Source organism: Mesorhizobium sp. M0676 (genome assembly GCF_040320535.1).
In the GTDB taxonomy this organism is placed as follows: Bacteria; Pseudomonadota; Alphaproteobacteria; order Rhizobiales; family Rhizobiaceae; genus Mesorhizobium.
This window is the reverse complement of record NZ_JAMYPU010000001.1, coordinates 249,649-273,260: the sequence shown is the minus strand read 5'-3', so window position 1 is coordinate 273,260 and position 23,612 is coordinate 249,649. Positions and strand designations below refer to the sequence as shown.

At 62.6% G+C, this 23,612-nt stretch carries 19 protein-coding genes and 1 pseudogene; 9 read left to right on the top strand and 11 right to left on the bottom strand.

Annotation, left to right across the window (positions count from 1 at the left end):
* Positions 1-95: 95 nt before the first annotated feature.
* From NKI35_RS01295 to NKI35_RS01275, 5 genes are all read right to left on the bottom strand, one after another.
* The gene (locus NKI35_RS01295) at positions 96-242 is read right to left on the bottom strand and encodes a hypothetical protein (RefSeq protein WP_023686592.1); all 147 of its coding nucleotides are present in this window, start codon (positions 240-242) and stop codon (positions 96-98) included.
* A 78-nt stretch (positions 243-320) separates the two neighbouring features.
* The gene (locus NKI35_RS01290) at positions 321-575 is read right to left on the bottom strand and encodes a GlsB/YeaQ/YmgE family stress response membrane protein (protein WP_023704219.1); all 255 of its coding nucleotides are present in this window, start codon (positions 573-575) and stop codon (positions 321-323) included.
* A gap of 105 nt (positions 576-680) precedes the next feature.
* On the bottom strand, positions 681-887 hold the full coding sequence (locus NKI35_RS01285) for a hypothetical protein (RefSeq protein WP_023683046.1): 207 nt from the start codon (positions 885-887) through the stop codon (positions 681-683).
* A gap of 81 nt (positions 888-968) precedes the next feature.
* Entirely contained in the window at positions 969-1,589 is a 621-nt protein-coding gene (locus tag NKI35_RS01280) for a ribonuclease D (protein WP_031245915.1), read from the bottom strand.
* A 77-nt stretch (positions 1,590-1,666) separates the two neighbouring features.
* Positions 1,667-3,052: a M20/M25/M40 family metallo-hydrolase gene (locus tag NKI35_RS01275; protein ID WP_023740823.1), complete on the bottom strand. Its 1,386-nt coding sequence runs from the start codon at positions 3,050-3,052 to the stop codon at positions 1,667-1,669.
* A 444-nt stretch (positions 3,053-3,496) separates the two neighbouring features.
* On the opposite strand from NKI35_RS01275, the gene polA reads away from it, so the two are divergent.
* Together polA and NKI35_RS01265 are read left to right on the top strand one after the other, a co-directional pair.
* Positions 3,497-6,424 carry a DNA polymerase I gene (gene polA, locus NKI35_RS01270; RefSeq protein ID WP_023740822.1) on the top strand — a complete coding sequence of 976 codons (2,928 nt, stop codon included), beginning with the start codon at positions 3,497-3,499 and terminating at the stop codon, positions 6,422-6,424.
* Positions 6,425-6,431: 7 nt separating this feature from the next.
* Positions 6,432-6,710 (top strand): hypothetical protein, encoded by a 279-nt coding sequence (locus NKI35_RS01265; protein WP_023740821.1) that lies wholly within the window; start codon positions 6,432-6,434, stop codon positions 6,708-6,710.
* A 198-nt stretch (positions 6,711-6,908) separates the two neighbouring features.
* Here NKI35_RS01265 and NKI35_RS01260 read toward each other — a convergent pair whose 3' ends face one another.
* Positions 6,909-7,313 (bottom strand): Fur family transcriptional regulator, encoded by a 405-nt coding sequence (locus NKI35_RS01260; protein ID WP_023669789.1) that lies wholly within the window; start codon positions 7,311-7,313, stop codon positions 6,909-6,911.
* Positions 7,314-7,608: 295 nt separating this feature from the next.
* On the opposite strand from NKI35_RS01260, the gene NKI35_RS01255 reads away from it, so the two are divergent.
* The 6 genes and pseudogenes from NKI35_RS01255 (at position 7,609) to amrB (ending at position 15,907) form a co-directional block, all read left to right on the top strand.
* A complete protein-coding gene (locus tag NKI35_RS01255; protein WP_352738150.1) occupies positions 7,609-9,819 on the top strand; it encodes a caspase family protein in 2,211 nt (736 codons plus the stop codon).
* Positions 9,820-9,908: 89 nt separating this feature from the next.
* The gene (locus tag NKI35_RS01250) at positions 9,909-10,301 is read left to right on the top strand and encodes a hypothetical protein (RefSeq protein ID WP_031201314.1); all 393 of its coding nucleotides are present in this window, start codon (positions 9,909-9,911) and stop codon (positions 10,299-10,301) included.
* Positions 10,298-11,011 (top strand): DUF4760 domain-containing protein, encoded by a 714-nt coding sequence (locus NKI35_RS01245; RefSeq protein WP_023804601.1) that lies wholly within the window; start codon positions 10,298-10,300, stop codon positions 11,009-11,011. Before NKI35_RS01250 ends, NKI35_RS01245 begins: the two co-directional genes overlap by 4 nt.
* A gap of 166 nt (positions 11,012-11,177) precedes the next feature.
* Positions 11,178-11,765 (top strand): annotated as a pseudogene (locus NKI35_RS01240) (WD40 repeat domain-containing protein); the annotation flags it as partial.
* A gap of 66 nt (positions 11,766-11,831) precedes the next feature.
* Positions 11,832-14,039: a caspase family protein gene (locus tag NKI35_RS01235; protein WP_352738286.1), complete on the top strand. Its 2,208-nt coding sequence runs from the start codon at positions 11,832-11,834 to the stop codon at positions 14,037-14,039.
* 149 nt (positions 14,040-14,188) lie between these two features.
* Positions 14,189-15,907, top strand: coding sequence for an AmmeMemoRadiSam system protein B (amrB, locus tag NKI35_RS01230; protein WP_352738147.1), 1,719 nt, complete (start codon positions 14,189-14,191; stop codon positions 15,905-15,907).
* Positions 15,908-15,936: 29 nt separating this feature from the next.
* On the opposite strand, the gene NKI35_RS01225 is transcribed toward amrB, so the two are convergent.
* Together NKI35_RS01225 and NKI35_RS01220 are read right to left on the bottom strand one after the other, a co-directional pair.
* Entirely contained in the window at positions 15,937-17,775 is a 1,839-nt protein-coding gene (locus NKI35_RS01225) for an MORN repeat-containing protein (protein ID WP_352738145.1), read from the bottom strand.
* A 151-nt stretch (positions 17,776-17,926) separates the two neighbouring features.
* Positions 17,927-19,006: a trypsin-like serine peptidase gene (locus tag NKI35_RS01220; RefSeq protein ID WP_352738142.1), complete on the bottom strand. Its 1,080-nt coding sequence runs from the start codon at positions 19,004-19,006 to the stop codon at positions 17,927-17,929.
* A 402-nt stretch (positions 19,007-19,408) separates the two neighbouring features.
* Between NKI35_RS01220 and NKI35_RS01215 the strand changes: the two genes are divergently transcribed.
* Complete coding sequence (locus tag NKI35_RS01215; RefSeq protein ID WP_023733609.1) at positions 19,409-20,500, top strand: S1 family serine peptidase; 1,092 nt, start codon at positions 19,409-19,411, stop codon at positions 20,498-20,500.
* An 80-nt stretch (positions 20,501-20,580) separates the two neighbouring features.
* Here the strand turns inward: NKI35_RS01215 and mgrA are convergent, their stop codons facing one another.
* The 3 genes from mgrA to NKI35_RS01200 are packed head-to-tail and all read right to left on the bottom strand — an operon-like array spanning position 20,581 to position 23,586.
* Positions 20,581-21,627: an L-glyceraldehyde 3-phosphate reductase gene (mgrA, locus tag NKI35_RS01210; protein WP_352738140.1), complete on the bottom strand. Its 1,047-nt coding sequence runs from the start codon at positions 21,625-21,627 to the stop codon at positions 20,581-20,583.
* A 58-nt stretch (positions 21,628-21,685) separates the two neighbouring features.
* Positions 21,686-22,828 (bottom strand): Gfo/Idh/MocA family protein, encoded by a 1,143-nt coding sequence (locus NKI35_RS01205; RefSeq protein ID WP_352738138.1) that lies wholly within the window; start codon positions 22,826-22,828, stop codon positions 21,686-21,688.
* A gap of 11 nt (positions 22,829-22,839) precedes the next feature.
* On the bottom strand, positions 22,840-23,586 hold the full coding sequence (locus NKI35_RS01200) for a sugar phosphate isomerase/epimerase family protein (protein ID WP_352738136.1): 747 nt from the start codon (positions 23,584-23,586) through the stop codon (positions 22,840-22,842).
* Positions 23,587-23,612 lie beyond the last annotated feature (26 nt).

Sequence of the window (23,612 nt, the reverse complement as noted above, 5' to 3'; positions counted from 1 at the left end):
TTTCTAAAAATCCGCTGCCGCCAACTGGGTCCGAAAGCCGCATCCTCGCGGCCTGTCTGCCGCAAAAGGCAGAGGCCCTGGCTACCCCGAATATTTCAATTCTGCTGGATCGAAATGCCCTTGTCGTCGATCTTCAGTTCGACGCCCTTGGGCTTGGTCTGTTCGTGATAGACATATGCACCGAGCGCGATGACCACGACAACGAGCGCGCCGACAAGGAGATAGAGAGTGTTCTGTTTCACGGCGCGCTCCTTTGGCAGCAATTCCAGGAAAGCACAGGCTTTCTCCTGAGGAATTGCGTTGAATGAAAACTTAGAGCGTCAAGCTCGCTTCAGAACCTTGACCAGCACCAGCAGGATGACGGCGCCGATCGTGGCGTTGATGATGGCAGCCAGAATGCCGCCGCCGATAGCGAAGCCGAGCCTTGGAAATAGCCAGCCGGCGATCAGGGCGCCGATAATGCCGACGATGATGTTGCCGATGAGGCCGAAGCCGAAGCCCGAGACGATGAGGCCGGCGAGCCAGCCGGCAATGGCGCCGATTATGATGAAGATGAGAAGGCTTTCGATGCCCATGACGCGTTCCTCCAGGAAGAGAGGCTACGGAGCGGAAGGCCCCGAATCGGCCTCGATATCAACGACTTCAGGCTATGCGAAAGCAGTTGCACCCGCCAGCGGCGCTCATTGATCGTCGTCATCGTCGCTGGAGACTGGCCGCCAGCTGGTCGGGTCGACCTTTTTCTGGGTATCGCTGTCGGTGTAGACCCACCAGGCGCCGTCGCGATATTGCCCGACGGATTCGCTGACGACGCCGGCGCCGTCCTTCCACAGGACAGTGACCTTGGAGCCATCCGTCGGGGCGGTCGCTATCGGCTTGCGGTCTGCCACGTCATCCCCCTCATTGAGTCGACAGAAACGCCACGACGCGTGTCTGGTTCCAAGGCTGCCGGAAGCGTTATCCGAAGGCCATCAGCTGTGGGCAAAAATATCCTCTTCGTCCCAACCCATCAAATCGAGCTTGGCACGCGTCGGCAGGAAGCGGAAGCAGGCGTCGGCTTCCTTGGTGCGCCCGTCCCGCGCCAGGCGTCCAGCCAGCACCTCGCGCAGACGGTGCAGATAGAGAACGTCGGAAGCGGCATATTCGAGCTGTTCGGGCGACAGGGTCTCGGCCGCCCAGTCCGACGATTGCTGCGCCTTCGACAGGCCGACGCCAAGCAGTTCGAAGCAGATGTCCTTCAAGCCGTGCCGGTCGGTATAAGTGCGGGTCAGCCGCGAGGCGATCTTGGTGCAGAACACCGGCTCCGGCATGACGCCGAAGGCGTTGTACAGCACGGCGAGGTCGAAACGGCCGTAATGGAAAAGCTTGGTGATGCCGCGGTTGCGCAGCAGGCTGACGAGGTTCGGCGCTTTCTTCTGGCCGGGCGCGATCTGGATCACGTCGGCCGAGCCATCGCCGGGCGAAATCTGCACCACGCACAGCCGGTCGCGGTGCGGGTTCAAGCCCAGCGTCTCGGTGTCGATGGCCACCGCGTCGACATTGTAGTGGGCGAGGTCGGGCAGATCGTTCTTGTGGAAGCGGATGTCGGCCATGGTTTTCTCCGGATCGCAGCGTAACCCGTCCTCGCCGCGATCCGCTGAAAAATCAACAAGAAAACTTCCTAGCCTCCTCAGCGCGTCAGCGCATCGAGAATGCGCGCCCAGGAGCGCTGGCCCTTGTGGAAGGAGGTCAGCTCGTATTTCTCGTTGGGCGAGTGGATGCGGTCGTCGTCGAGGCCGAACCCGACCAGCAGCGATTCCATGCCGAGATAGGTCTGGAAGTCGCCGACCACCGGTATCGAGCCGCCGCTGCCCGTCGTCACCACTGGCTTCGGCCATTCATCCGACAGCGCAGTCTTGGCCTTGGCCAGGAATGGCGAGTCGTAGGAAAGCTGAATTGCCGGCCCGCCGCCATGCGGGTGGAATTCGACCGAACAGTCCCCGGGAATGCGCGCCTCGACGAATTCCCGGAACGCGGCGCGGATCTTCTCGGGGTCCTGCTTGTGGACAAGACGGAAGGAGATTTTCGATGATGCTTCCGCGGCGATCACCGTCTTGAACCCCTTGCCGGTATAGCCGCCGATGATGCCGTTGAACTCGGCCGTCGGCCGCGCCCAGGTCAGTTCCATCACCGAGCGGCCTTTTTCGCCCGACGGGATCGAGAGGCCGATCGGTCCGAGGAAGGTCTCGGCTGTCTCGCCCAATGTCTCCCAGGATTTCAGGATCTGCGATGGCGTCTCCTCGACCCCGTCATAGAAACCGGGAATGGTGATGTGGCCGTTCTCGTCATGGATGTCGGCGAGGATTTTCGCCAGGATGCGGATCGGGTTGGCGGCGGCGCCGCCATAGAGGCCCGAATGCAGGTCGCGATCGGCGGCCTTGACGGTGACCTCCTCGCCGACCATTCCGCGCAGCGAAACGCAGATCGACGGCGTCTCGCGGTCCCACATGCCGGTGTCGCAGACCAGCGCGAAATCGGCCTTGAGCTCATCGGCATTGGCCTCGAGGAACGGCTTCAGCGACGGCGAACCGGACTCCTCCTCGCCCTCGAACAGGATGGTGATGCGGCACGGCAGATTGCCATGCACCTGTTTCCAGGCGCGGCAGGCCTCGACGAAGGTCATCAGCTGCCCCTTGTCGTCGGCCGAGCCACGGCCGGTGATTACCTTGTGACCGGGCTCGATCTCCTTGACCGCCGGCGCAAACGGGTCGTTCTCCCAAAGCTCGATCGGATCGACCGGCTGCACGTCGTAATGGCCGTAAAACAGCACATGCGGCGAACCGGCGGGGCCTTCATGGTGCGCAACCACCATCGGGTGTCCCGGCGTGTCGCGCACCGAAGCGTCGAAGCCGATCAGCTTGAGGTCCGCCACCAGCCACTCCGCGGCCTTGCGGCAGTCGGCGGCATAGTCGGAATCGGTCGAGATCGACTTGATGCGAAGCAGGCCGAACAGGCGCTCCAGGCTATGGTCGAGATTTTTGTCGAGACGGTCTAGGACGGAGGAAATGGTGGACATTACTGCGGGCCTTTCTTTTCGGTGCCGGGACCGTAAAGGCAGCGCATCAAAACGAAAAGCCCGCGATCGTTGGACCACGGACCGTAAACACTTGTCAGAAGGCAAAAAAGAACCGCCGTGGTGGAGGGGAACCACGGCGGTCTTCTACTCGAAACGATGCGGCAGCCCGGAGAGGGGGGATAGGCTGCCGCAATTGTCCGGGATAGGCGGGGGACGGGCCTTGCTCCGGACTCGGCGAAAACTGCCGACAACCTTTATTTGTGTCTCGGATCGTGGCGTTTCAAGGGCACAAAAATTACACTTTTGTAACATCGCCGTGAGCGCCGAGGCAAACAGCAGCAGGGCCTATCGGCAGGCAGGCTCTGTCAGCATGTCGCCGCAACACCTGTTGGAAGCCCGCCTTTGCCATGGACCGCGCCGTCCCGCCGCGCTATCCCTGCCGGCATGAAAAAAGGCGATCATCTCTTCCTTATCGACGGCTCCGGTTACATCTTTCGCGCCTATCATGCGCTGCCGCCGCTAACCCGCAAATCCGATGGGCTACCGGTCGGCGCGGTCTCCGGCTTCTGCAACATGTTGTGGAAGCTGATGCAGGACGCCCGCAACACCGATGTAGGCATTGTGCCGACGCATTTAGCGGTCATTTTCGATTATTCGTCGAAAACCTTCCGCAACGATCTCTACCCGGAATACAAGGCAAACCGCAACGCGCCGCCCGAAGACCTGATCCCGCAATTCGGTCTGATCCGCCAGGCAACCGTGGCCTTCAACCTGCCTTGCATCGAGATCGAAGGCTACGAGGCCGACGACCTCATCGCCACTTATGCCAGGCTGGCGTGCGAGGCCGGCGGCGACACCACTATCATCTCCTCCGACAAGGATCTGATGCAGCTGGTCGGACCCACGGTCGGCATGTACGACCCGATGAAGGACCGCCAGATCGGCATCCCCGAAGTCATCGAGAAATGGGGCGTGCCGCCGGAAAAGATGATCGACCTGCAGGCGCTGACCGGCGACTCCGTCGACAATGTGCCGGGCGTACCCGGCATCGGGCCGAAGACGGCGGCGCAATTGCTGGAACAGTTCGGCGACCTTGACGGGTTGCTCGCAAGGGCCAGCGAGATCAAGCAGGAAAAAAGGCGCGAATCCATCATCGCCAATGCCGACAAGGCGCGCATATCGCGCCAGCTGGTGACGCTGAAGAACGACGTGCCGGTGACCGACGGGCTCGACGATTTCGTGTTGCACGCGCCGGACGGGCCGAAGCTGATCGGCTTCCTCAAGACCATGGAATTCACCTCGCTGACCCGGCGCGTTGCTGAAGCGACCAGCACCGAAGCCGGCGATGTGCAGGCTGTCGCCGTCACCGTCGAGCGCGCCGACACCGCGCACGGCCCCGATGTCGGTTCCGGCATAGCGGCGCCTGCGGCAACACAGGATGAAGCCAAAACCGAAACCGCCAGGGCCGGCGACGCCCCTTCGCTGCTTGCCGCACTTCGCCTGGAAACGGCCGCTGCGGCCAAAATCGATCCCGCCGCCTATGTCGCCATTCGCGACACGGCAACGCTCAAGACCTGGCTGGCCCAAGCCAAGGAGACCGGAACCGTCGCCTTCGACACCGAAACCACGTCTTCCGATCCGATGCTGGCCGACCTCATCGGTTTCTCCCTGGCGATCGGCCCCGGCCGCGCCGCCTATGTGCCGCTCGCCCACAAGAGCGGCGCTGGCGACCTGCTCGGCGGCGGCACGCTGGAGAACCAGATTCCGGTCCGCGAGGCGCTGGCGCTGCTGAAGCCGTTGCTGGAAGACAAATCGGTGCTCAAGATCGCCCAGGACGCCAAATACGACATCGTCGTCATGAGCCGCCACGGCATCGATATCGCACCCTTCGACGACACGATGTTGATTTCCTATGTGCTCGACGCCGGCACCGGCCACCACACTTTGTCCTCGCTTGCCGACAAATGGCTCGGCCATGCCACGACGCCGCTCAAGGATCTCGCCGGTTCCGGCAGAAGCTCGGTCGGGTTCGAGCAGGTCGACATCGACCGGGCGACCGCCTACGCCGCCGGCCATGCCGACGTAGCGTTGCGGCTGTGGCAGGTGCTGAAGCCGCGGCTTGCCGCCAAGGGCCTCGTCTCGGTCTATGAGCGGCTGGAGCGGCCGCTGGTGCCGGTGTTGGCCCGGATGGAACAGCGTGGCATCTCGGTCGACCGCCAGATCCTGTCGCGGCTCTCCGGCGAGCTGGCACAAGGCGCTGCACGGCTGGAGGAGGAGATCTACGGCCTTGTCGGCGAGCGCATCAACATCGGGTCGCCAAAGCAACTCGGCGACATCCTGTTCGGCCGCATGGGCCTGCCCGGCGGCTCCAAGACCAAGACCGGGCAATGGTCGACCTCCGCGCAGCTTCTGGAAGACCTCGCCGCCGAAGGCCACGAACTGCCGCGCAAGATCGTCGACTGGCGTCAGCTGACCAAGCTGAAATCGACCTACACCGACGCGCTGCCCGGCTTCATCCATCCCGACACCAGGCGCGTGCACACATCGTATGCGCTGGCCGCAACGACGACGGGCCGGCTGTCCTCCTCCGATCCCAATCTGCAGAACATCCCGGTGCGCACCGCGGAGGGACGCAAGATCAGGACGGCCTTCATCGCCGACAAGGGCCAGAAACTGGTCTCGGCCGACTACAGCCAGATCGAATTGCGCGTGCTTGCCCATGTCGCCGAGATCCCGCAGTTGAAGCAGGCCTTCGCCAATGGCGCCGACATCCACGCCATCACCGCCTCGGAAATGTTCAACGTGCCGGTCGAAGGCATGCCGTCCGAAGTGCGCCGCCGCGCCAAGGCGATCAATTTCGGCATCATCTACGGCATCTCGGCCTTTGGGCTCGCCAACCAGCTGTCGATCCCGCGCGAGGAGGCCGGCGCCTACATCAAGAAGTACTTCGAGCGTTTCCCCGGCATCCGCGACTATATCGAGGCAACAAAGGCCTATGCGCGCGAACATGGCTTCGTCGAAACCATCTTCGGCCGCCGCATCCACTATCCTGAGATCCGGTCGTCAAACCCGTCGATCCGCGCCTTCAACGAGCGCGCCTCGATCAACGCCAGGCTGCAAGGCACCGCCGCCGACATTATCCGTCGCGCCATGGTGCATATGGACGAGGCGCTGGAGAAGGCCGGCCTGTCCGCCCGCATGCTCTTACAGGTGCATGACGAATTGATCTTCGAGACGGTTGAAGCGGAAGTCGAGGCGACGATCCCCGTGGTGCGCAGGGTGATGGAGAACGCGCCGATGCCGGCCATCTCGATGTCGGTGCCGCTGCATGTCGATGCCCGCGCAGCGAACAACTGGGACGAGGCGCATTGAAGGTGCGATGATTGTCTTTGTCACCGGAGACCTGCTGGCCGCCCAGGAAAGCTATATCGCTCAAGGCGTGGCAGAGGGCAATCAAGAGGGCCTTGGCACCGGACTTGCGCTGAAGATTTCGAAAAAGTGGCCGAATGTGCAGGCTGCGTTCAAGAAATATGCTCGGACCGGCAGGTTTATTTGGAGCCAGACGGCAATCAGCCGGGCTTCATTTATCTGGCAACCCAGCCAGATATGTATCACGCCACGCTTCCCTATTTACGGAAAGCAGTTCGCGGGCTTGTGAAATGGGCCGACAAAAACGGGTAGAATCCATCGCCTTGCCAAAAATCGGGTCTGGCCTTGGCAAATTATCTTGGCTCGACGAGGTGAAACCCCTGCTTATGGAGCAGCTAACACCTGGGCCTACGCGGTACGTCGTCTATGAGACATTCTTGAACGAATTCGAGAATAGCGCACCGCCTCGGCTCAAGTAGGAAGCAAGCTAAGCCGCTTCAGCCAGGCACTTGGCACACGTCCCCCGAAACTCGATGACCGCCTTCTTCGCAGCAAACCCCGTCGAGCGCACCCATTCGTCCAGCCGATGGTCGACGTCATGGTCGGACATCTCCATCACCTGCCCGCATGTGTCGCAGATAGCGAAGGCTGTCATCGAATGCGTATGGTCGTGCGGTTCGGCGCAGGCGACGAAGGAGTTGAGGCTTTCCAACCGGTGCACGAAGCCTGACTTCACCAGGCTGTCGAGCGCCCGGTAAACCTGTAGCGGCGCGCGGAAACCGCGCTCGCGCAGCTGGTCGAGAAGCGTATAGGCGCTGAGCGGTCCGCTGGCGGCCTCCAGCTTTTCGAGCACGCTCAGCTGATTCTTCGTCAGCACATCCCTTGCCGCCATGGTCCCGTTTTCCGATCGTTTAGAGCATGATGCCGAAAAGTGTGGAGCGGTTCTCGGACGACATCATGTTCTATCTGTTTGATCCAGCGCCGCTCGCAAATCATTTCTGCCATGCGACGGTCTCAATTCCCTTGAGATAGCGACGAAGCAGGCTTTTTGCCACTGTTTCCGTTATCGCCATCGACACCATGACCACCACCGCCGATTGACGGCACCGACCACATTCAAAATACTGACAAAATTCGCGACGAAAGGTGCCGCACTTGCAAATTCGATCGGGCTTGGGGAAGCAATTATGATCAAACTGACACGACGGACGCTGCTCGTCGGCACGTCGGCGCTTGTGGCTGCCGGTACGGTTTCGTTCCGCGCTCTCGCCGCCTCGCGCACCTATCACGCGCTGCTGGTTGCCTGCACCGATTATCCGAACCTGCCGCAGAAGAACTGGCTGATCGGGCCGAAGAACGATGCCGGCCTGGTGCGCGACTATCTCCTGAAGAACACGCCCGATCCGGTGAAGTTCTCGGCCGAGAATGTGATCCTGCTCGCCAAGGACGTCGAAGGCGCCAACGGCCCGCCGACGCATGCGGCGATCAAGGCCGCCCTTGCCGACCTCGCCGGCAAGGTGCAACGCGACGATTTCGTCTATCTGCATCTGTCGGGCCACGGCGCCCAGCAGCCGCAAGCCAAGGCCGGTGACGAGACCGACGGCCTCGACGAGATTTTCCTGCCGTCCGATATCGACAAATGGATCAACCGCGAAGAGGGCGTGCCGAACGCGCTGGTCGACAACGAGGTCGGCGCCGCACTCGACGCCATCCGCGACAAGGGCGCCTTTGTCTGGGTGGTGTTCGACTGCTGCCATTCCGGCACCGCGACGCGCGCCGCGGAAGTCGATGACGAACTGGAGCGCAAGGTCGAGTTCGCCGACCTCGTCGGCGGCGACGACGCGGCGAGAGCAGCCGCGGTGAAGGCCTATGACGACATCTCGGCAAGCGCATCGCGCGGTTTCGACGAGAATGGCGGCCGCAAGCCGGCCTTCAACCTGACGCCGACCGGCGCAGAGCCGATCGCTAGGGGCAAGCTGGTCGCCTTCTATGCCGCGCAAACGGTCGAGACGACACCGGAAATGCCGCTGCCCAAGGGCACGCCCGACGCGCCGCGCTTCGGCCTGTTCACCTTCACGATCCTGTCGAAATTGGCCGAGAACCCCAACGTCACCTATCGCCAGCTCGGCCAGGCCGTGCTGCAGCAATATTCGGCCGACGGCCGCACAAGGCCGACGCCCCTGTTCGAGGGCGAACTGGACGCCCGCGTGTTCGGCACCGACAAGACCGACGCCGTCATGCAATGGCCGATTGCCGTCAAGGACGGCGATGCCGCGATCGGCGCCGGGCTGCTGCAGGGTCTGACCCCCGGCAGCAAGCTCGCCATTTTGCCTTCGGCGCTGTCGAAGCTCTCCGACGCCGTCGGCTATCTCGAAGTGAAATCGGCAAAAAACCTCGAAAGCCAGCTCGCACCAGTCGAATTTGACGGCAAGCCGGCGCTCGCGCCGACAGCCGTGCCCGCCGGCGCCTATGCGCGCGTTGCCGAACTCGCAGTCGACTACAAGCTGCTGGTGGCAAAGCCGGCGCCGACCGCAGGGCTCGAAAAAGAAACCGAGCTGGTCAATTCGGTTCTGGACGAATTGGTGGCGAAGCCGAAGTCCGGCTTCCACATCGCGCTGGTCGAGCCCGGCAAGAGCGCCGATCTGCGGCTTGCGGTGCTGCGCGAAAAATCCATGGACGGCGCTGCCGCCAACGCCAGCGACGAACCGGCGCTGTGGTTCCTGCCGGCGTCCGGCGACATCAGCTTGAAGGACGGCAGCAAGCCGCCGCGCATCGTCATCCATCACGACAAGCTTGCGGAAAACACAGCCAAGACCTTGACCACGATCTTCCGCGCCACCGGCCTGTCGCGGCTCGCCGCGGCGTCCGACTACCGGCCGGACGAGGTCAGCGTCCAGTTCCTGATCAAGCGCCAGGACAGCGATGTGCTGGAGCCGATCGAATCCTCGACGGTGCCGCGCGTTTCGCCGGGCGATCAGGTACACATTGCGGCCAAGAACGGGTCCGACGAGTTAGTCGACATCAACGTGCTCTACATCGGCAGCGACTATTCGATCACCCATATCGTCGCCGAGCGGCTGGCGCCGATCAACGAGCAGGCCGATCAGGGCCTGAAGGAAGGGCTGCTCGCCTTCACCGACACCAGCTTCGGCATGGAGCGCATGATTGCCGTGCTGACCGAGGCGCCGCCGCAGAGCGAGAAAGAGGATCTGAGCTTTCTTGCCCAGGAAGGCGTGCGCGCCGTGACGCGTGCCGCATCGGGAACGCCTGGTTTTTCCGACATGCTGGCCGACATCGGCATGGCGCCGGCAACGCGCTCCGTGATGCGGCTTGCCGACAAGAGCGGTCCCAAAGGCGCGGTGATGATCTTCCCGATGGAGACGGTGCCCCGCGCCTGACCTGACATCGCTTCGCCGGCTCTTGCCGGCGTGATATAGGAACATTCCCGGCTCGCGACACTTCTATGCGCCGCGGCTGGATGCAACAGATGAGGACATCAGTGACTATCCCCGTGCTCTCCTGGCGTGCAGCGACGGTCGGCCTTGCCGGCAGCCTGTTGCTGGTTGCCAGCGCCTCGGCGGACGAGAATTGCGGCCTGTGCGCCAAGCAGATCGTCACCAATTCCGAGCTCGCCACCTGCTTTCTCGACCAGTACGACCAGATCGCCAAGACCGGCAGCACGGCCGTTGTCGTCGATCTCTCCAGCTGCGCCTCGCGCGGCGTGGTCGAGCCCTTGCCGTCACCCAGCAAGGCGGCTGCCGAACCGGACGTGCAGTTCATGATTTCGCGCACGCAGCTCGATTGCCTGAAAAAGAAGCTGGAGACACCCGGCATCGTGCTCGACCCCACCGCCACCATCCAACTGGACAGCTGCGGATGAAAAAGCCGGGGGGCACTGCAACGCAGAAATCGCCGGCCACATCGGCGCCTCCGCCGGCCAAGAAGCCGGCGACCTTGCCCGAAACCACCGAAGGCTTTCCGTGGCCGAGCAGTCACGAGATCAAGAAGGAAGCCAACCCCTTCACCGACCGCGACTGGCGCATGCTGATCTACGCCTGGTCGGGTCTCGCCGTGCGCCTGGCGATCATCTTCACCCTGGCCTTCTCGGTCTTCCAGTTTCTCGCAAACCAGGAACAGAAGCGCGTCGAGCAGACGATGTCGCTGGTCGAGCTTTGGGAAAGCAAGGATTTTCAGCAGGCGCAGCGCGCGCTCAAAGAGCGCCTCTCGTCGCTCAACGCCAAATACGACAATCTGCTCAGCGCCACGCCGTCGCCGACCGAGGAACAGGTCTTCCGGCAACGCATTGGGATTGAGGCGATGACTGCCGGCGGCGGCACCATGCCGATCGCCGATTTCAACGACAATTTTGATCGCATCGTCTATTTCCTCAATCGTCTCTCCATCTGTGTTGAGGGCAAACTCTGTTCGCGCGATGTCGCCGATGCCTATTTCCGCGACTATGCGGTGTCGTTCTGGAGCTATTTTGCCGGCTACATCGAAAAAGAACGCAAGGCCGGTTCCGCCAATTATGCCCAGGCGATCGAGAATTATGTGGGTCACGGGTCGCCGCCGCCCGCCGACTCCAAATAGCGGCGCAACAAGGTGCCGGGCAGCTCCCATCCCTTGCGTGCTATCCGGTGGCTAATCCTGGTCGGTCTTCTGGTCAACCGCCGGTGCCGAGGACCTCGATTTCCATCTCGATCTCAACACCGGCGGCCACAGCGCCAGGGTCACCGATCTTGCCTTCACGCCGGACGGCGAGGGACTGGTCTCGGCGTCCGATGACAAGGCCATCCGCATCTGGGACTGGCAGAGCGGGGTGACGCTCCGCACCATTCGCGGCTATCTTGGCAATGGCAATGACGGCAAGGTCTTTGCGATTGCCGTGTCGCCGGATGGCAAGACGATCGCCGCCGGCGGTTATTTCGGCGCCGGCATCGGCGACAAGCCCCCTTATGGCGATATCAGGCTGTTCGATTTCGCCACCGGCAAGATCAAAACCGTGCTCAAGGCCACCGACTATGCCATCTATGATGTCGCCTTTTCACCCGACGGAAACACGCTCGCCGCCGGCGGTGGCGATGGTTTCGTCTACCTCTGGCGGGCGGACGACAAATCCGCGTCGGGCTGGACGCTGGCGGAAAAACTCGATGCCGATTCCTGGCGTGTGGAAAAGCTCGCCTTCGCCGCTGCGGGAACCCGGCTGGCAGCGACGACCACCGACAATGGCATCCGGCTCTGGGACGTCGCCAAGGCCGAGGAAATTCCTTTGCCCGCCGAGGCCGAGCCGCTGCGCGATGTCGGCGTCGCCGCACTCGCCGTGTCATTGGATGGCAGCCTGTTCGCCACCGGCAGCAAGGACGGCGACGTCCAGCTCTGGCAGGCCAGCACCGGCAAATTCGTCCGCGCCATGCCGAAGCAGGATTTCCAGATCGGCGCTCTGAGCTTCGCCACGGGTTCGCGGCTTGTGGCGTCATGCAGCTATCGCTGCGCCGACAAGCATCGCTCGGTGGTCTGGGATACCGACAGCGGCGAGCAACTGCTCGACTATAACGGCCATGACGGCACGGTCTTTGCTGGCGCCGGCAATGCCGACGGCTCGCTGGTGGCGACAGCCGGCGGCACCCGCAACGCCATCCAGGTCTGGAACCCCATGACCGGCGAGCGCAAGGCGCTGCTGCAAGGGGTCGGCGAACCGGTGACGGCGATCGGGATCGATGCGGCGAGCAGCTCCATCGGTTGGGGCAACACCAACCCCTGCCCTGAACGCGTGTCCTGTCCCGAGCTGCAGGGCACGCTGGACAAGGTGCTGGTGCTACCGACGGCCGAGCGGTTCTTCGAGGACCCGGAGGCGTTGGCGGAACAGGGCGCCTATGCCCGCGCGGCACTGACCGACGGTGAGTGGTCGCTTCGCGCCGTCCCCGGCGGCAAGGACGGCCTGGAGAATGCCGTGCTCGAAATCGCGAGCGGCGGAAAGGTGATGCACAGCATCGAGAATGCCGCCACCAATGGCTTCCTCCATTCGGCTTACACGCTGATCGGCAATGGGCTTGGCCTGATCACCGGCGGCAGCGACGGCACGCTGTTGGAATACAAAACCGCGACCGCCGAGGTATCGGGTGAATTCACCGGCCACACCGGCGAGATCAACGCCATGGTTGCCGTCGAGAAGGAAGGGCTGTTGGTCACCGGCAGCGCCGACCAGACCGTGCGGCTGTGGAATTTGAAGAGCCACAAACTGATCGTGTCGATGTTCTTCGCCGGCTCCGAATGGATCGCCTGGATGCCGCAGGGCTACTATTATTCCTCCGCCGATGGCGACAAGTTGATCGGCTGGCACGTCAATCAGGGCCGCGACCACGAAGGGCGTTTCATCAGCGCCGGCCAGCTGAAGAAATATCTCTGGAGCCCGGAAATGGTGCGCCGGGCCATCATCCTGCGCAGCGCCGAACAGGCGGTCCAGGAAATGCGCCCCGGCGTCGACCGCCAGCTGGAAAAGCTGCTCGAGCGCAAACCGCCGGAATTCGGCATCAAGCTTGCCGCCGACCAGAGCAACGTCCGCGAGGGCTATGTCGCCGTCGAGATTTCGGGCGCGCAGGAAGCCGGCGCCGATGTCGCCGGATTTTCGATCCTGTCGAACAGCCGCAATGTCGGCGATGTCACCGCACGGTCAATCGATGGTGGCAAGAGCACCATCGTCGAAGTGCCGGTCGAGAATGGCGAAAATACCATTCGCATCACCGGCACCAACGAGTTCGGCTATCTGACCGAGCGCAGTGTCACAGCACTTGGCAGGAAAACCGAAAAGCCCGCCAACAAGGGCAAGCTCTACGTCGCCGTGATCGGCGTCGACAAATATCCTTTCCTCACCGATGCATGCGCCGGCCACGCCTGCGATCTGCGCTATCCCGTCGATGACGCCACCGAATTCCTCAAGGTGATCTCGCAGAAATCCGCGCCCTTGTTTTCGGCGATGGAGACGCTGGTTCTGGTCAACCGCGAAGCGCTGGATGAGGCGCCCGATTCCGGCAAGGACGTGTTCAAGGTCGCCAGCGCCGACACCATCCTGGAACCGGATTCCGACACGATCGACGACCAGCTCGCCGACTTCCTCGACAGACCCGGCGAGAACGACACCACCATCATTTTCGTCGCCGGTCACGGCATCAACATCGACGAAGACTATTATTTCATCCCCACGGACGGCCGCAAACAGGATGCCGACCGCTGGAAGCGCTCCTCGCTGGTCTACTGGGGCGACATCCAGAAATCGGTTGAGCGGGCCAAGGGCATGCGCTTCATGCTGCTCGACACCTGCCACGCCGCCAACGCCTTCAACCCGCGCCTGGAAAAAGACGCGCAGGACGCACGCATCGTCGTCTTCTCGGCCACCGCTGCCAACAACACCGCCGCCGAACTGCCCGAGCTCGGCCATGGCGTCTTCACCTATTCGATCCTCGAAGGCCTGCGCGGCCGGGCCAAGACCTCCGACGGCGGCGTGACGCTGTTCGGCCTCGCCGACTATATTTCGCGCGAAGTGCTGCGGCTGACCGCGTCCAAGCAGAAGCCGTTCTACTATGTCGGCGGCGTGGAGAACATTGTGCTGGCTGAGCCGTGAGAGGTCGGCACCCAGGCACCCCCCTCTGGCCTGCCGGCCATCTCCCCCGCAAGGGGGGAGATCAGTCTCTTCATTGCTGGAGATCTATTTTCAAGGTTGATGATTGGCGAAAGTCGAGGCGACATCCAATCTCCCCCCTTGCGGGGGAGATGTCCGGCAGGACAGCGGGGGGTGCCTGGGCACGGACCAGCATTCTGGTCTTTGCCACCGCCTTGCTTATCCTCTCAGTGCTTCAAGCGTCTGCCGCCGCCATCACCTGCCCGCCCGGCGACACAAACTTCCCGTCCTTCTACTCCGACCCCACACTCTTCACCGACGCCATCGCCGCCGTCGCCAGAATCGAGCCGTCCAACCAACGCCTCACCGGCATCACAGTCCCCCACCACCTGCTCGTCGCAGATCTCGTCGCACTCGGTTTCCACGCCGCGTCCGGCTTCCGCTACAAGCGCATCGTCATCCTGTCGCCGGACCATTTCCACGAGACGCAGAAACTCTTCGCCACCACGACGCGCGGCTTCGACACCGTGCTTGGCCCGGTCCTGGCCGACACGGAAGCCGTGCACCTTCTGGAAGCGAACAGCGACATGGTCGAAGACTCCTGCCTGTTCGCCAGGGAGCATGGCGTGCAGGCGATGCTGCCTTTCCTGCATCACTATTTCCCCGAAGCTGAAATCGTGCCGGTGGCGATGTCGGTCAAAGCCAAGCGAGCCGACTGGGACCGGCTGGCGCAGGCGCTGAAAGCGATCGTCGACAAGGACACGCTGATCGTCGAATCCACCGATTTCTCCCACTATCTGCCGCAGCACGAAGCCAGGCGTTTCGACCAGCAGACGCTGAACATGCTCGCCGCCGGTTCGCTCGACGGCATCGCGGCGCTGCGCCAGCCGGATCACGCCGATTCGGTCGGTGCGCTCTATATCCAGACCAGGCTGCAGCGCGAACTGTCCGGTGCTGCGCCGCTGGTCGTCGCCAACGAGAACTCGCAGGCGCATTCAAGCGACTATGTCGAGCGCACCACCAGTTATGTCGTGGCGCTGTTCGGCGCCTTCGGCCCCGGCTTCAACAATCCTGCCCGTCCCGACGACAAGCTCTATTATTTCGCGGGCGACGTGAATTTCGGCCGCGCCATGAAGAAGATCCTGGTCCGCGACGGTGTTGCCGAGAAGATCGTCGAAAGCGTGCTGGCCCTGACCCGCTCGCGGCCGCTGATCGTCAATCTCGAAGGCGTGATCCTGCCCAACGTCCCTGAAGCGATCGACGACATGACGCTGGCGATGCCAACCGATCTCGCCATCGGCATGCTCAAGAAATTGCATGTCGCCGCTGTCAGCCTCGCCAACAATCACGCCTACGACCTCGGCCCGTCAGGCTATGCCGAGACGCTGGCCGCTCTGGACGCCGCCGGCATCGCCCATTTCGGGCAGGGCGAGACGCTGGCGCTTGCCGATCTCGACCTGGTCGGGCTGACCGACATCGATACCAACGGCTCCAGGAACACCGACCTTCTGACGCCTGCTTTGCTCGACCGGCTGCTGCACGACAATGGCGAGCGGCCGGTGATTGCCTTCGTCCATTGGGGCCGCGAGTACAAGACCGAGCCATCGCCGCGCGAGGAGATGCTTGCCGACCAGATGCGGCTGCGCGGTGTCACGGCAATCGTCGGCGGCCATCCGCATGTATCGAGCGAGGCGATCCTGCCGCTCGGCGGCGGCGATGTTGCGGAGATCTATTCGCTCGGCAATTTCCTGTTCGACCAGAAGGCCGAACGATCGTCCGGGTCGATGCTGGAACTCAGGGTGTTCAGCCAGGGCACGATCTTTGCCCGGCTGATCCCGCTGCCCAATTATTTCGAGATGGGCTCGAAATAACGCCATTCCCGAAAGGACGTGACAGGACCTCAACAGCCTTGCAGATCTTCCGGCAGATAGCAGACCGCCGGCTTGGTGCTGGTTTCGAACAGCGACTGCTTCGGCCTGAAATAGAAGAGCGTGGCCGGCTTGCTCTCGCGTGTGCTGCCATCGGCGAAATGGGCGGCGATGCTGAAGCGATGGATCGACGACATTGACGACCACATTTTCAGCCGTGCCGTGTAGGCGCTGAGATTCTTGTTGCCGCGCACCGGCATGGGGATGCTGTAATCGGTCTTGCCGATCGGAAATTCGATGTTCTGGTAGCGCAGCGCTTCGGGCGACGCGCCGCCGCCATCGCCGCATTCGGCGAGCGATTCTGGGACCTCGATGCTGACCAGCGAGACGATGACGCGAAACGGCTCGCTCTGCTGGTAGACAGCGCCCTGATCGTCCGCCCAGGAATAATCGAGCTTGCCAATCCCGGTCACGCTCATTTTCTCGACGCTGCCGCTGATGTAATCGGCAACGTCGCCGAACTTGACCTTGTTGGCCACCTGGGCGCGGCAGACATCCAGGCTGTCCCTTGACGGGCAGGTGAAGCGCTCGGTCTCGAGCGTGGTTGTGTCGACGCCGGCTTCAGTCAGCACGTCCTTGATCGAGACGTCGACGCCATCGCCGAAAGTGCCGATGTCCTTCGTGAACATGCGGCTCGGCTCGCCGGTCGCGTTGTCCTCCTCGTCGGTCCTGGTGAACTGGATCGACATCTTCATGTCTTTCACGTCGCCCCAGCCATTGTTGACGATCGAGAAGTCGGGGCGGAAGCCGACGCAGCCATAATGCTCGCTGATCGACAGCATCGGCTTGCGGTAGGCCTCGCTCGCGGCCACCTTCATTTCCAGGCTGTCGATCTTGACCCTCGACTGGTCGGTGGTCTTGAGGTCGACTTCGGCGAAGGCCGGCGCCGTCTCCCAGTCCATGCCTTCATAGACATTGCCGGTACCAATCTCTCCGGTGCCGTTCCAGGCATCATTGTACTGGTCCGACACCGGATAGATCGCGATGTCTTCGTCGCGCACGAGATGCTGGTACTGCATGTCGGCCTGCTGCGTCATGCGCTGGTCGACGGCAATGCCGATCTCGACCTTGTCGGCGGAACCGCCGCCGGTCTGCGCCTTGAGCAACCCGCCCACTCTGGCATCGGCCAGCACATCGGGGCGCGCACCGCCGATCTCCTTGCCCATCGCCCATTGCGACCAGTAGACGGTGCCGCCGGGCAGCCGGGTGCGGCCCTTGCCGTCCTTCAGCCCATCGGCAAAAGAGCCGACGAATATCTCGCCTGTCTTCGTCTCCAGCCTGCCCTCGCCATTCGGCACACCGGCCCTGAATTGCCCTTCATAGCGATTGCCGTCGGCATCGACATGGATCGCATGGCCGTCGAGCTGGCCGGCGACCCAACGGCCGTCGAGAATCTCCCCTGAGCGCAGCTCCAGCCGGCCTTGTCCTTCGGGGCGGCCATTCCTGATCTCGCCGAAATAGCTGGAATAGATCGTCTTGGGGTCATAGCTCGCCGAGCCGCGTACGCGCCAGACCAGCCTGCCCTTGCCGTTGACGGTGCCGTCGGCTGCGACGGTGCGGTCCGGCGACACGCCGGCTGCCGGCTCCCAGGTGAAATCAAGACCCAATTCCGGGTGGGAATCCCAGACCCGTACATTCTTGCGCAGCACCGAACGTGTTTCGCTTTTATAGAGGATTTGCACCCGCTCGGCCCAGGCGCCATCGGGTGTGGCACCGCCTTGATCGGCCATAGCGGAAAAGCATGTCAGTGCGGCCAGCATGGATGCAGCCGCCATCGCTTTGACCCCGAAGATCATTCTTGCCCGCGCCATCTTACCCAACCCCTTGGATCGCCTAGCGTAAGCACCGCTGCAACACAGTGCAAGGGAGGTGTTTCGATACAAAAAACCGGCGGCAGGAACGTCCCGCCGCCGGTTTGCTAATGCTGGTTCTCGCCGCTGTTTGCCGGCGAAAGATCGGGCCTTATTTGTACAGGCTGTTGATCCACGCCACGTTGGCAGCGTTCAGGCGCACCGCTGTGTTGGCGTTGGGGCTTTCGGCCACGTTCACGCCGGTGACGACGCGCTGCTTGGCGCCATTGTCATAGGCGTAGACCGAGCTGCCGCTCGACCCCGGATAGGTGTCGCAGTCGTACTGGAAATACTCCGCGCCGATGTTTTCGGCTTTCACTTCGCAGGTCGCCTTCCACATCGTACCCATCGGCTTGTCGCCGGGGTAGCCAACGATGTTGGCGGTGAAATCGCCGAGGTTCTCATAGTTGGCATAACCCAGCCAGCCGAGATTGGTGCCGACATCCTGCTTCAGCGTGATGATGCCGAGGTCCCACGGAATGACCGAGCCGTAGTAACCCTGATAATTGTCGATGAAGCCCTGCAGGATATAGACGCTCTCGTAGCTGAAAGCGCCAAACGGTGCATCGTCGGCGGTGTTGCCGTTGAGCGACGGCACGAAGATGACGTCGTCGAGCCAAGCCTTGTCTTCATTGCTGTAGAGGCAATGCGCGGCGGTGAGCACCGTGCGCGGACCGATCAGGGTTCCCGAGCAGCTGCCATAACCGCTCTTGGCTTTGCCTTCGATATAGCCGATCGCGGTGAACGGGTAGGTCTTGGTGTTCTTGATCTGCTCGCGATCGTCGGCCCCGAACACCTGGCGGCCGGCTTCGTCGCCGCCCGTCAATCCGGTCTTGTCGGCGTTCGGTGTGTTGGCGGGCGCGTTCAAATCCTTGATGACAAGGTCCTTCAGCGTCTCGCCTGCATCGATCTTGATGTCCTTGCCATCGGCGGAACGTCCGACGATGCCATAGGATTTGACCGCCGTGCCCTCGTCGGTCAGCGGCGCTGCCCGGCTGGCTTCATCTTCGGTCAGTTTCGGCGGCGCGATCGGCTTTGCACGGCCGGGCTGGTAGTCGCCCGTTCCGAGATCGCGCATGCTTTCGCCATTGCCGGCATTCGCTGAGCCGGGATCGGCGGCGAAGGCAGGCATCGTCCACAGTGCGGTGGATAGCAGTGCGGACGCAATGATAGTGCTTGTCAGTTTCGTCATGGTGAGACTCTCCCAAAAGTCAGCAAGGAGTGGAGCAAAATACAGAAATATTGTCGAGATCGTGGTGGAGTTAAAAAATTAGTTTGGTTACCCGCCCGTATCGGATCATCGGTCCGGGCGGCCTCGTTAAAGCCCTCCGCCAAACGCACCCGCGTCGATATACTGCCTAAAATAATCCAACATTGGCAATGACAAATCGCTTCCACGTAGCCCGTGGGGGGCTATAGGGTTTGGGTGGACTCTGCCCGATGGGGCACGATTAGCAAAAGTCGTATTTCGGTTTTATGACCGCGCGGATGTCGTTCGTTCTGGCAGAAGGCGATCGAGGTACCGGTACCGCTTCTGTTGGTTATGCGTCATGGCGGCATGGCTCGGCATTTTTCATCTCAGGAGGGTTTCAAGGTGAACATTATCCATCGGTTCAGGCCGCTTGCCGCTGCATCGCTGCTGGGCATCGCGGCCGCTTTCCCCGCCGTCAACGCGCTCTATGCAGCCGACGACGCCGCCAGGCCGGAAGCGGCGGTCTCGCCGATGCAGCGCGTCGCCGAATCCCGGGACAAGGCCAAGGCCGAGAATCCCGACGGGGCCGACCGCGTCTATGGCGGCAAGGAAGCCGACAAAGGGGCCTATCCGTTCCAGGTGGCGCTGCTGACCAGCGCCCGGCTGGACCCCAGCCCGGCCTCGCAGCCGAACGCGCAATTCTGCGGCGGCAGCCTGATCGCGCCGCAATGGGTGCTGACGGCGGCGCACTGCCTCAACGACAAGGGCCGGCCGATTTCGCCCGATACGGTGACCGTGCTGACCGGCGCCACCGATCTTACCGAAGGCAAGCGCTACAAGGTGGTCGAGGTTATCGTCAACGAGGGCTACAGCGAACAGACGCTGGACAATGATCTCGGCCTGCTCCGGCTGGCGGAGCCCGCCGACGCGCCGGTCATCAAGATCACCAATGAGCCGACGCCAGACAGCGGCAAGACCACGGTCATCGGCTGGGGCAAGATGCAGGACGGCACCTTCCCGACCGCGCTGATGGTGGCCGATCTCGATCTCGAGCCGAGCGCTGCCTGCAACAGCGGCATCAAGTCGATCTATGCGCATGACCTAAAGGCGGCACTTGGCGATCTCTCCCACCGGATGCGTTATTCGGAAAAGGGCATCGATGCCGCCGCCAATGCGATCGCCGCCGATATGTCGGATCCGCTGACCAAGAACATGATCTGCGCCGGCACCGACAGCGGCGAACGCGACGCCTGCAACGGCGACAGCGGCGGTCCGCTGTTCATGACCGGCGCCAGCGGTCCGGTCCAGGTCGGCGTCGTCTCCTGGGGCGAAGGTCCGTCCGACGGCACCGCCGCTTGCGGCCACAAGAATGCCTATGGCATCTACACGCGATTGGCTAACTATACCGGTTGGATCGAAGCCAAGATGAAGACCCCGGCTCCGGCAGCCGCGGCGGCGCCCAAGGCCGGTCTCGGCACGGCCAAGAAGCCCTGAACGGGCCCGAAGCTTGATAAACGCAAAACGGCGGGATCTTTCCCGCCGTTTTGATTCATGTCCGGTGCCGGCTGTTCCGCTTACTTCCGCGGCGGGCCTTTGCGCTCGGCCGACGCCGCCCACAGATTGATGTCGGACTCGCGTGCGTAAGTGTCGATTTCGGCGAGCTCGGCATCGCTGAACTCGAGCACCTTGAGCGCGCCGACGCAGTCCTCGACCTGTTCGGGCCGGCTGGCGCCGATCAGCGCCGAGGTGACCCGGCCCTTGCGCAGCACCCAGGCTAGCGCCATCTGCGCCAGCGTCTGGCCACGCTTGCCGGCGATCGCGTTCAGCGCCTGGATGTTAGCGATGGTCTTTTCGTTGATGAAGGCGGGCCGCAGCGACTTGCCTTGGCTGGCGCGGCTACCCTCGGGGATGCCGCCGAGATATTTGTCGGTCAGCATGCCTTGCGCCAGCGGCGAGAACACGATCGATCCGACACCGAGCCCTTCCAGCGTATCGAGCAGTCCGTCCTCTTCGACCCAGCGGTTGAGCATCGAATAGCTCGGCTGATGGATGATGCAGGGCGTGCCGAGCTGCTTCAATATGTCGGCCGCCTCGCGCGTGCGCTGCGAATTGTAGGACGAGATGCCGGCATAGAGCGCCTTGCCGGAACGCACCGCATGGTCGAGCGCGCCCATCGTTTCCTCAAGCGGCGTATCCGGATCGAAGCGGTGCGAATAGAAGATGTCGACATAGTCGAGCCCCATCCGCTTCAGGCTCTGGTCGAGGCTCGCCAGCACATATTTGCGGCTGCCCCATTCGCCGTAAGGCCCTGCCCACATCTCATAGCCGGCCTTGGTCGAGATGATCAGCTCGTCGCGATAGCCGGCGAAGTCGGTGCGCAATATCTCGCCGAAGGCGATCTCGGCCGAGCCCGGCGGCGGACCGTAATTGTTGGCGAGATCGAAATGGGTGATGCCGAGATCGAAGGCCTTGCGCGCGATCGCCTGCTTGGTCTTGTGCGGCGTGTCGTTGCCGAAATTGTGCCACAGGCCGAGCGAGATCGCCGGCAGTTTCAGGCCGGATCGCCCGCACCTGTTGTAGAGCATTTTCTCATAGCGGTTTTCAGCCGGCTGCCAGCGCATGGGTAACAGATCCTGGATTGTATGGATGTCGGCGCGAGCGCGCCGACACCCTTCTACCTCATTTCTGCTTCGCCAACAGTCCTTTTGCGTCCTTGACGCCGAGCGCGGCCGGCCGCTCGCAGCTGGTCTGCATGGCGACGAACTTGCCGGTCTCGCCCGACCGCAACAGGCCGGTCATGACGTCGACCGCATGCAGCGCGAGCTCCATCGAGCAACGATGCGGCCGGCCCTCGGCGATCGCCAGCGCCATGTCGGCAAGGCCTGCGGTGCGGTAGTTGGCCATCATGCCCTGGCCGTGCATTTCGTTGAGCACGCCGAACGGATGCTGCCATTTCGGCAGTTTCTTCACCGGTTTTGCCGCCTTGGTTATGCGCACGTCGCCACCGAAGAAATTCGGATCCGGCACGAACACCGTGCCCGTCTCGCCATAGAGTTCCATCGGCGCGTGACCATGCGCCCAGACGTCCCAGCTGGTGTTGAGCGTGATCACGGCGCCGTTCTCGAACTCCAGCAGGCCGTGGATCGTCGTCGGCGTGTTGACCGGGATTTTCTCGCCCGCGCGCGGCTTCGATGAGATCGTGCGTTCCTTGGCAGGCGTCGTCGCGAAGGCCGCCACCTGCTTCACCGGCCCGATCAGCTGGATCAGGTTGGTGATGTAGTAAGGTCCGATATCGAGCACCGGCCCGGCGCCCGGCTGGAAGAAGAAATCGGGATTGGGGTGCCAGTGCTCCATGCCGTGGCCCATCACATGACAGGTGCCGCTGGTGATCTTGCCGAGCGCGCCGGTGTCGATGAGGTTGCGCACCAGCTGGTGCGCGCCGCCGAGGAAAGTGTCCGGAGCCGAACCGATGCGCAGCCCTTTCTTCTCGGCCCGGCTCTTGAGGTCGAGGCCTTCCTTGACCGACAGCACGAACGGCTTTTCCGAATAGACGTGCTTGCCGGCATCGAGGATCTGCTTCGACACCTCGTAGTGCACCGCCGGGATGGTGAGGTTGACGATGATATCGATCTCGTCGTCCTTGAGCAGTTCTTCGACGGTCTCGGCGCGCAGCTCGAACTCCTTCGCCCGTGCCTTCGCCGCGTCCATGTTGATGTCGGCGCAGGCACGCATCTCGATGCCGCGAAACAGCGGCGCCAGCGAGAAATACGCTTTCGAGATGTTGCCGCAGCCGATGACGCCGATACCCAGTTTCTTTGCCATGATGATTGTTCCTAGTAAGCCTTGACGGATGCGAGCGAGCGGCTGGCGAAGCGCTCGATGTCGTTGGGGTTGTCCTGTTCCATGACGTAGTATCTGGCCGCGCTCTTCGCCCGAAGTGTCTTGATCAGGCCGGCCCAGTCGATGGTGCCGTGGCCGACATCCGCCCAGCCGTCCTCGTCAAGGCCTTCGCCTGACTTGGCCATGTCCTTGACATGGACGGCGCTGATGCGCTTGCCGTGCTTTTCGATCCACGGCAGCGGATCAACGCCGCCGCGGGCTACCCAGGCGACGTCCATCTCCCAGCCGATGTCGGGCGCAGCCGACAGGATGTGATCCTGCGGCACCGAGCCGTCGGCGAGTGTCTTGAACTCGAAATCATGGTTGTGCCAGGCAAAGCCGTAGCCAGCTTTTATTGCGGTCTCGCCGACCTTGGCCAGACGCTCGCCGAAGCCGCGCCAGCCGGCAGCGTCGGCCGGCCGCTGCTCGGCCACGAGATAGGGACAGATGACGAGCGTAATGCCGAGTGCGTCGGCTGTTTTGCGTACGCCGTCGAAATCATTCTCCAGCGCATCGATCGAGAAATGTCCGGTCGGCATCGAAAGCCCGTTCTTGTCGAGTTCGGCGCGGAACGCCTTGGGGTCGTCATAGACGCCGCCGAAACCTTCGACTTCCTTGTAGCCGAGCTTACCAAGCATTTTCAGGATGCCGTCCCACGGCTGGAAATTGCGGGCGCTGTAGAGTTGGAATGACCAGTTCATCGTCTCTGTCCGTTTCTTGGGTGGTT

Excerpts from the sequence above, each read along its gene's own strand:
- NKI35_RS01290 (WP_023704219.1), bottom strand. The coding sequence starts at position 575 with ATGGGCATCGAAAGCCTTCTCATCTTCATCATAATCGGCGCCATTGCC.
- NKI35_RS01280 (WP_031245915.1), bottom strand. The coding sequence starts at position 1,589 with ATGGCCGACATCCGCTTCCACAAGAACGATCTGCCCGACCTCGCCCAC.
- NKI35_RS01275 (WP_023740823.1), bottom strand. The coding sequence starts at position 3,052 with ATGTCCACCATTTCCTCCGTCCTAGACCGTCTCGACAAAAATCTCGAC.
- polA (WP_023740822.1), top strand. The coding sequence starts at position 3,497 with ATGAAAAAAGGCGATCATCTCTTCCTTATCGACGGCTCCGGTTACATC.
- NKI35_RS01265 (WP_023740821.1), top strand. The coding sequence starts at position 6,432 with ATGATTGTCTTTGTCACCGGAGACCTGCTGGCCGCCCAGGAAAGCTAT.
- NKI35_RS01260 (WP_023669789.1), bottom strand. The coding sequence starts at position 7,313 with ATGGCGGCAAGGGATGTGCTGACGAAGAATCAGCTGAGCGTGCTCGAA.
- NKI35_RS01255 (WP_352738150.1), top strand. The coding sequence starts at position 7,609 with ATGATCAAACTGACACGACGGACGCTGCTCGTCGGCACGTCGGCGCTT.
- NKI35_RS01250 (WP_031201314.1), top strand. The coding sequence starts at position 9,909 with ATGAGGACATCAGTGACTATCCCCGTGCTCTCCTGGCGTGCAGCGACG.
- NKI35_RS01245 (WP_023804601.1), top strand. The coding sequence starts at position 10,298 with ATGAAAAAGCCGGGGGGCACTGCAACGCAGAAATCGCCGGCCACATCG.
- NKI35_RS01235 (WP_352738286.1), top strand. The coding sequence starts at position 11,832 with ATGCCGAAGCAGGATTTCCAGATCGGCGCTCTGAGCTTCGCCACGGGT.
- amrB (WP_352738147.1), top strand. The coding sequence starts at position 14,189 with ATGTCCGGCAGGACAGCGGGGGGTGCCTGGGCACGGACCAGCATTCTG.
- NKI35_RS01225 (WP_352738145.1), bottom strand. The coding sequence starts at position 17,775 with ATGGCGCGGGCAAGAATGATCTTCGGGGTCAAAGCGATGGCGGCTGCA.
- NKI35_RS01220 (WP_352738142.1), bottom strand. The coding sequence starts at position 19,006 with ATGACGAAACTGACAAGCACTATCATTGCGTCCGCACTGCTATCCACC.
- mgrA (WP_352738140.1), bottom strand. The coding sequence starts at position 21,627 with ATGCGCTGGCAGCCGGCTGAAAACCGCTATGAGAAAATGCTCTACAAC.
- NKI35_RS01205 (WP_352738138.1), bottom strand. The coding sequence starts at position 22,828 with ATGGCAAAGAAACTGGGTATCGGCGTCATCGGCTGCGGCAACATCTCG.
- NKI35_RS01200 (WP_352738136.1), bottom strand. The coding sequence starts at position 23,586 with ATGAACTGGTCATTCCAACTCTACAGCGCCCGCAATTTCCAGCCGTGG.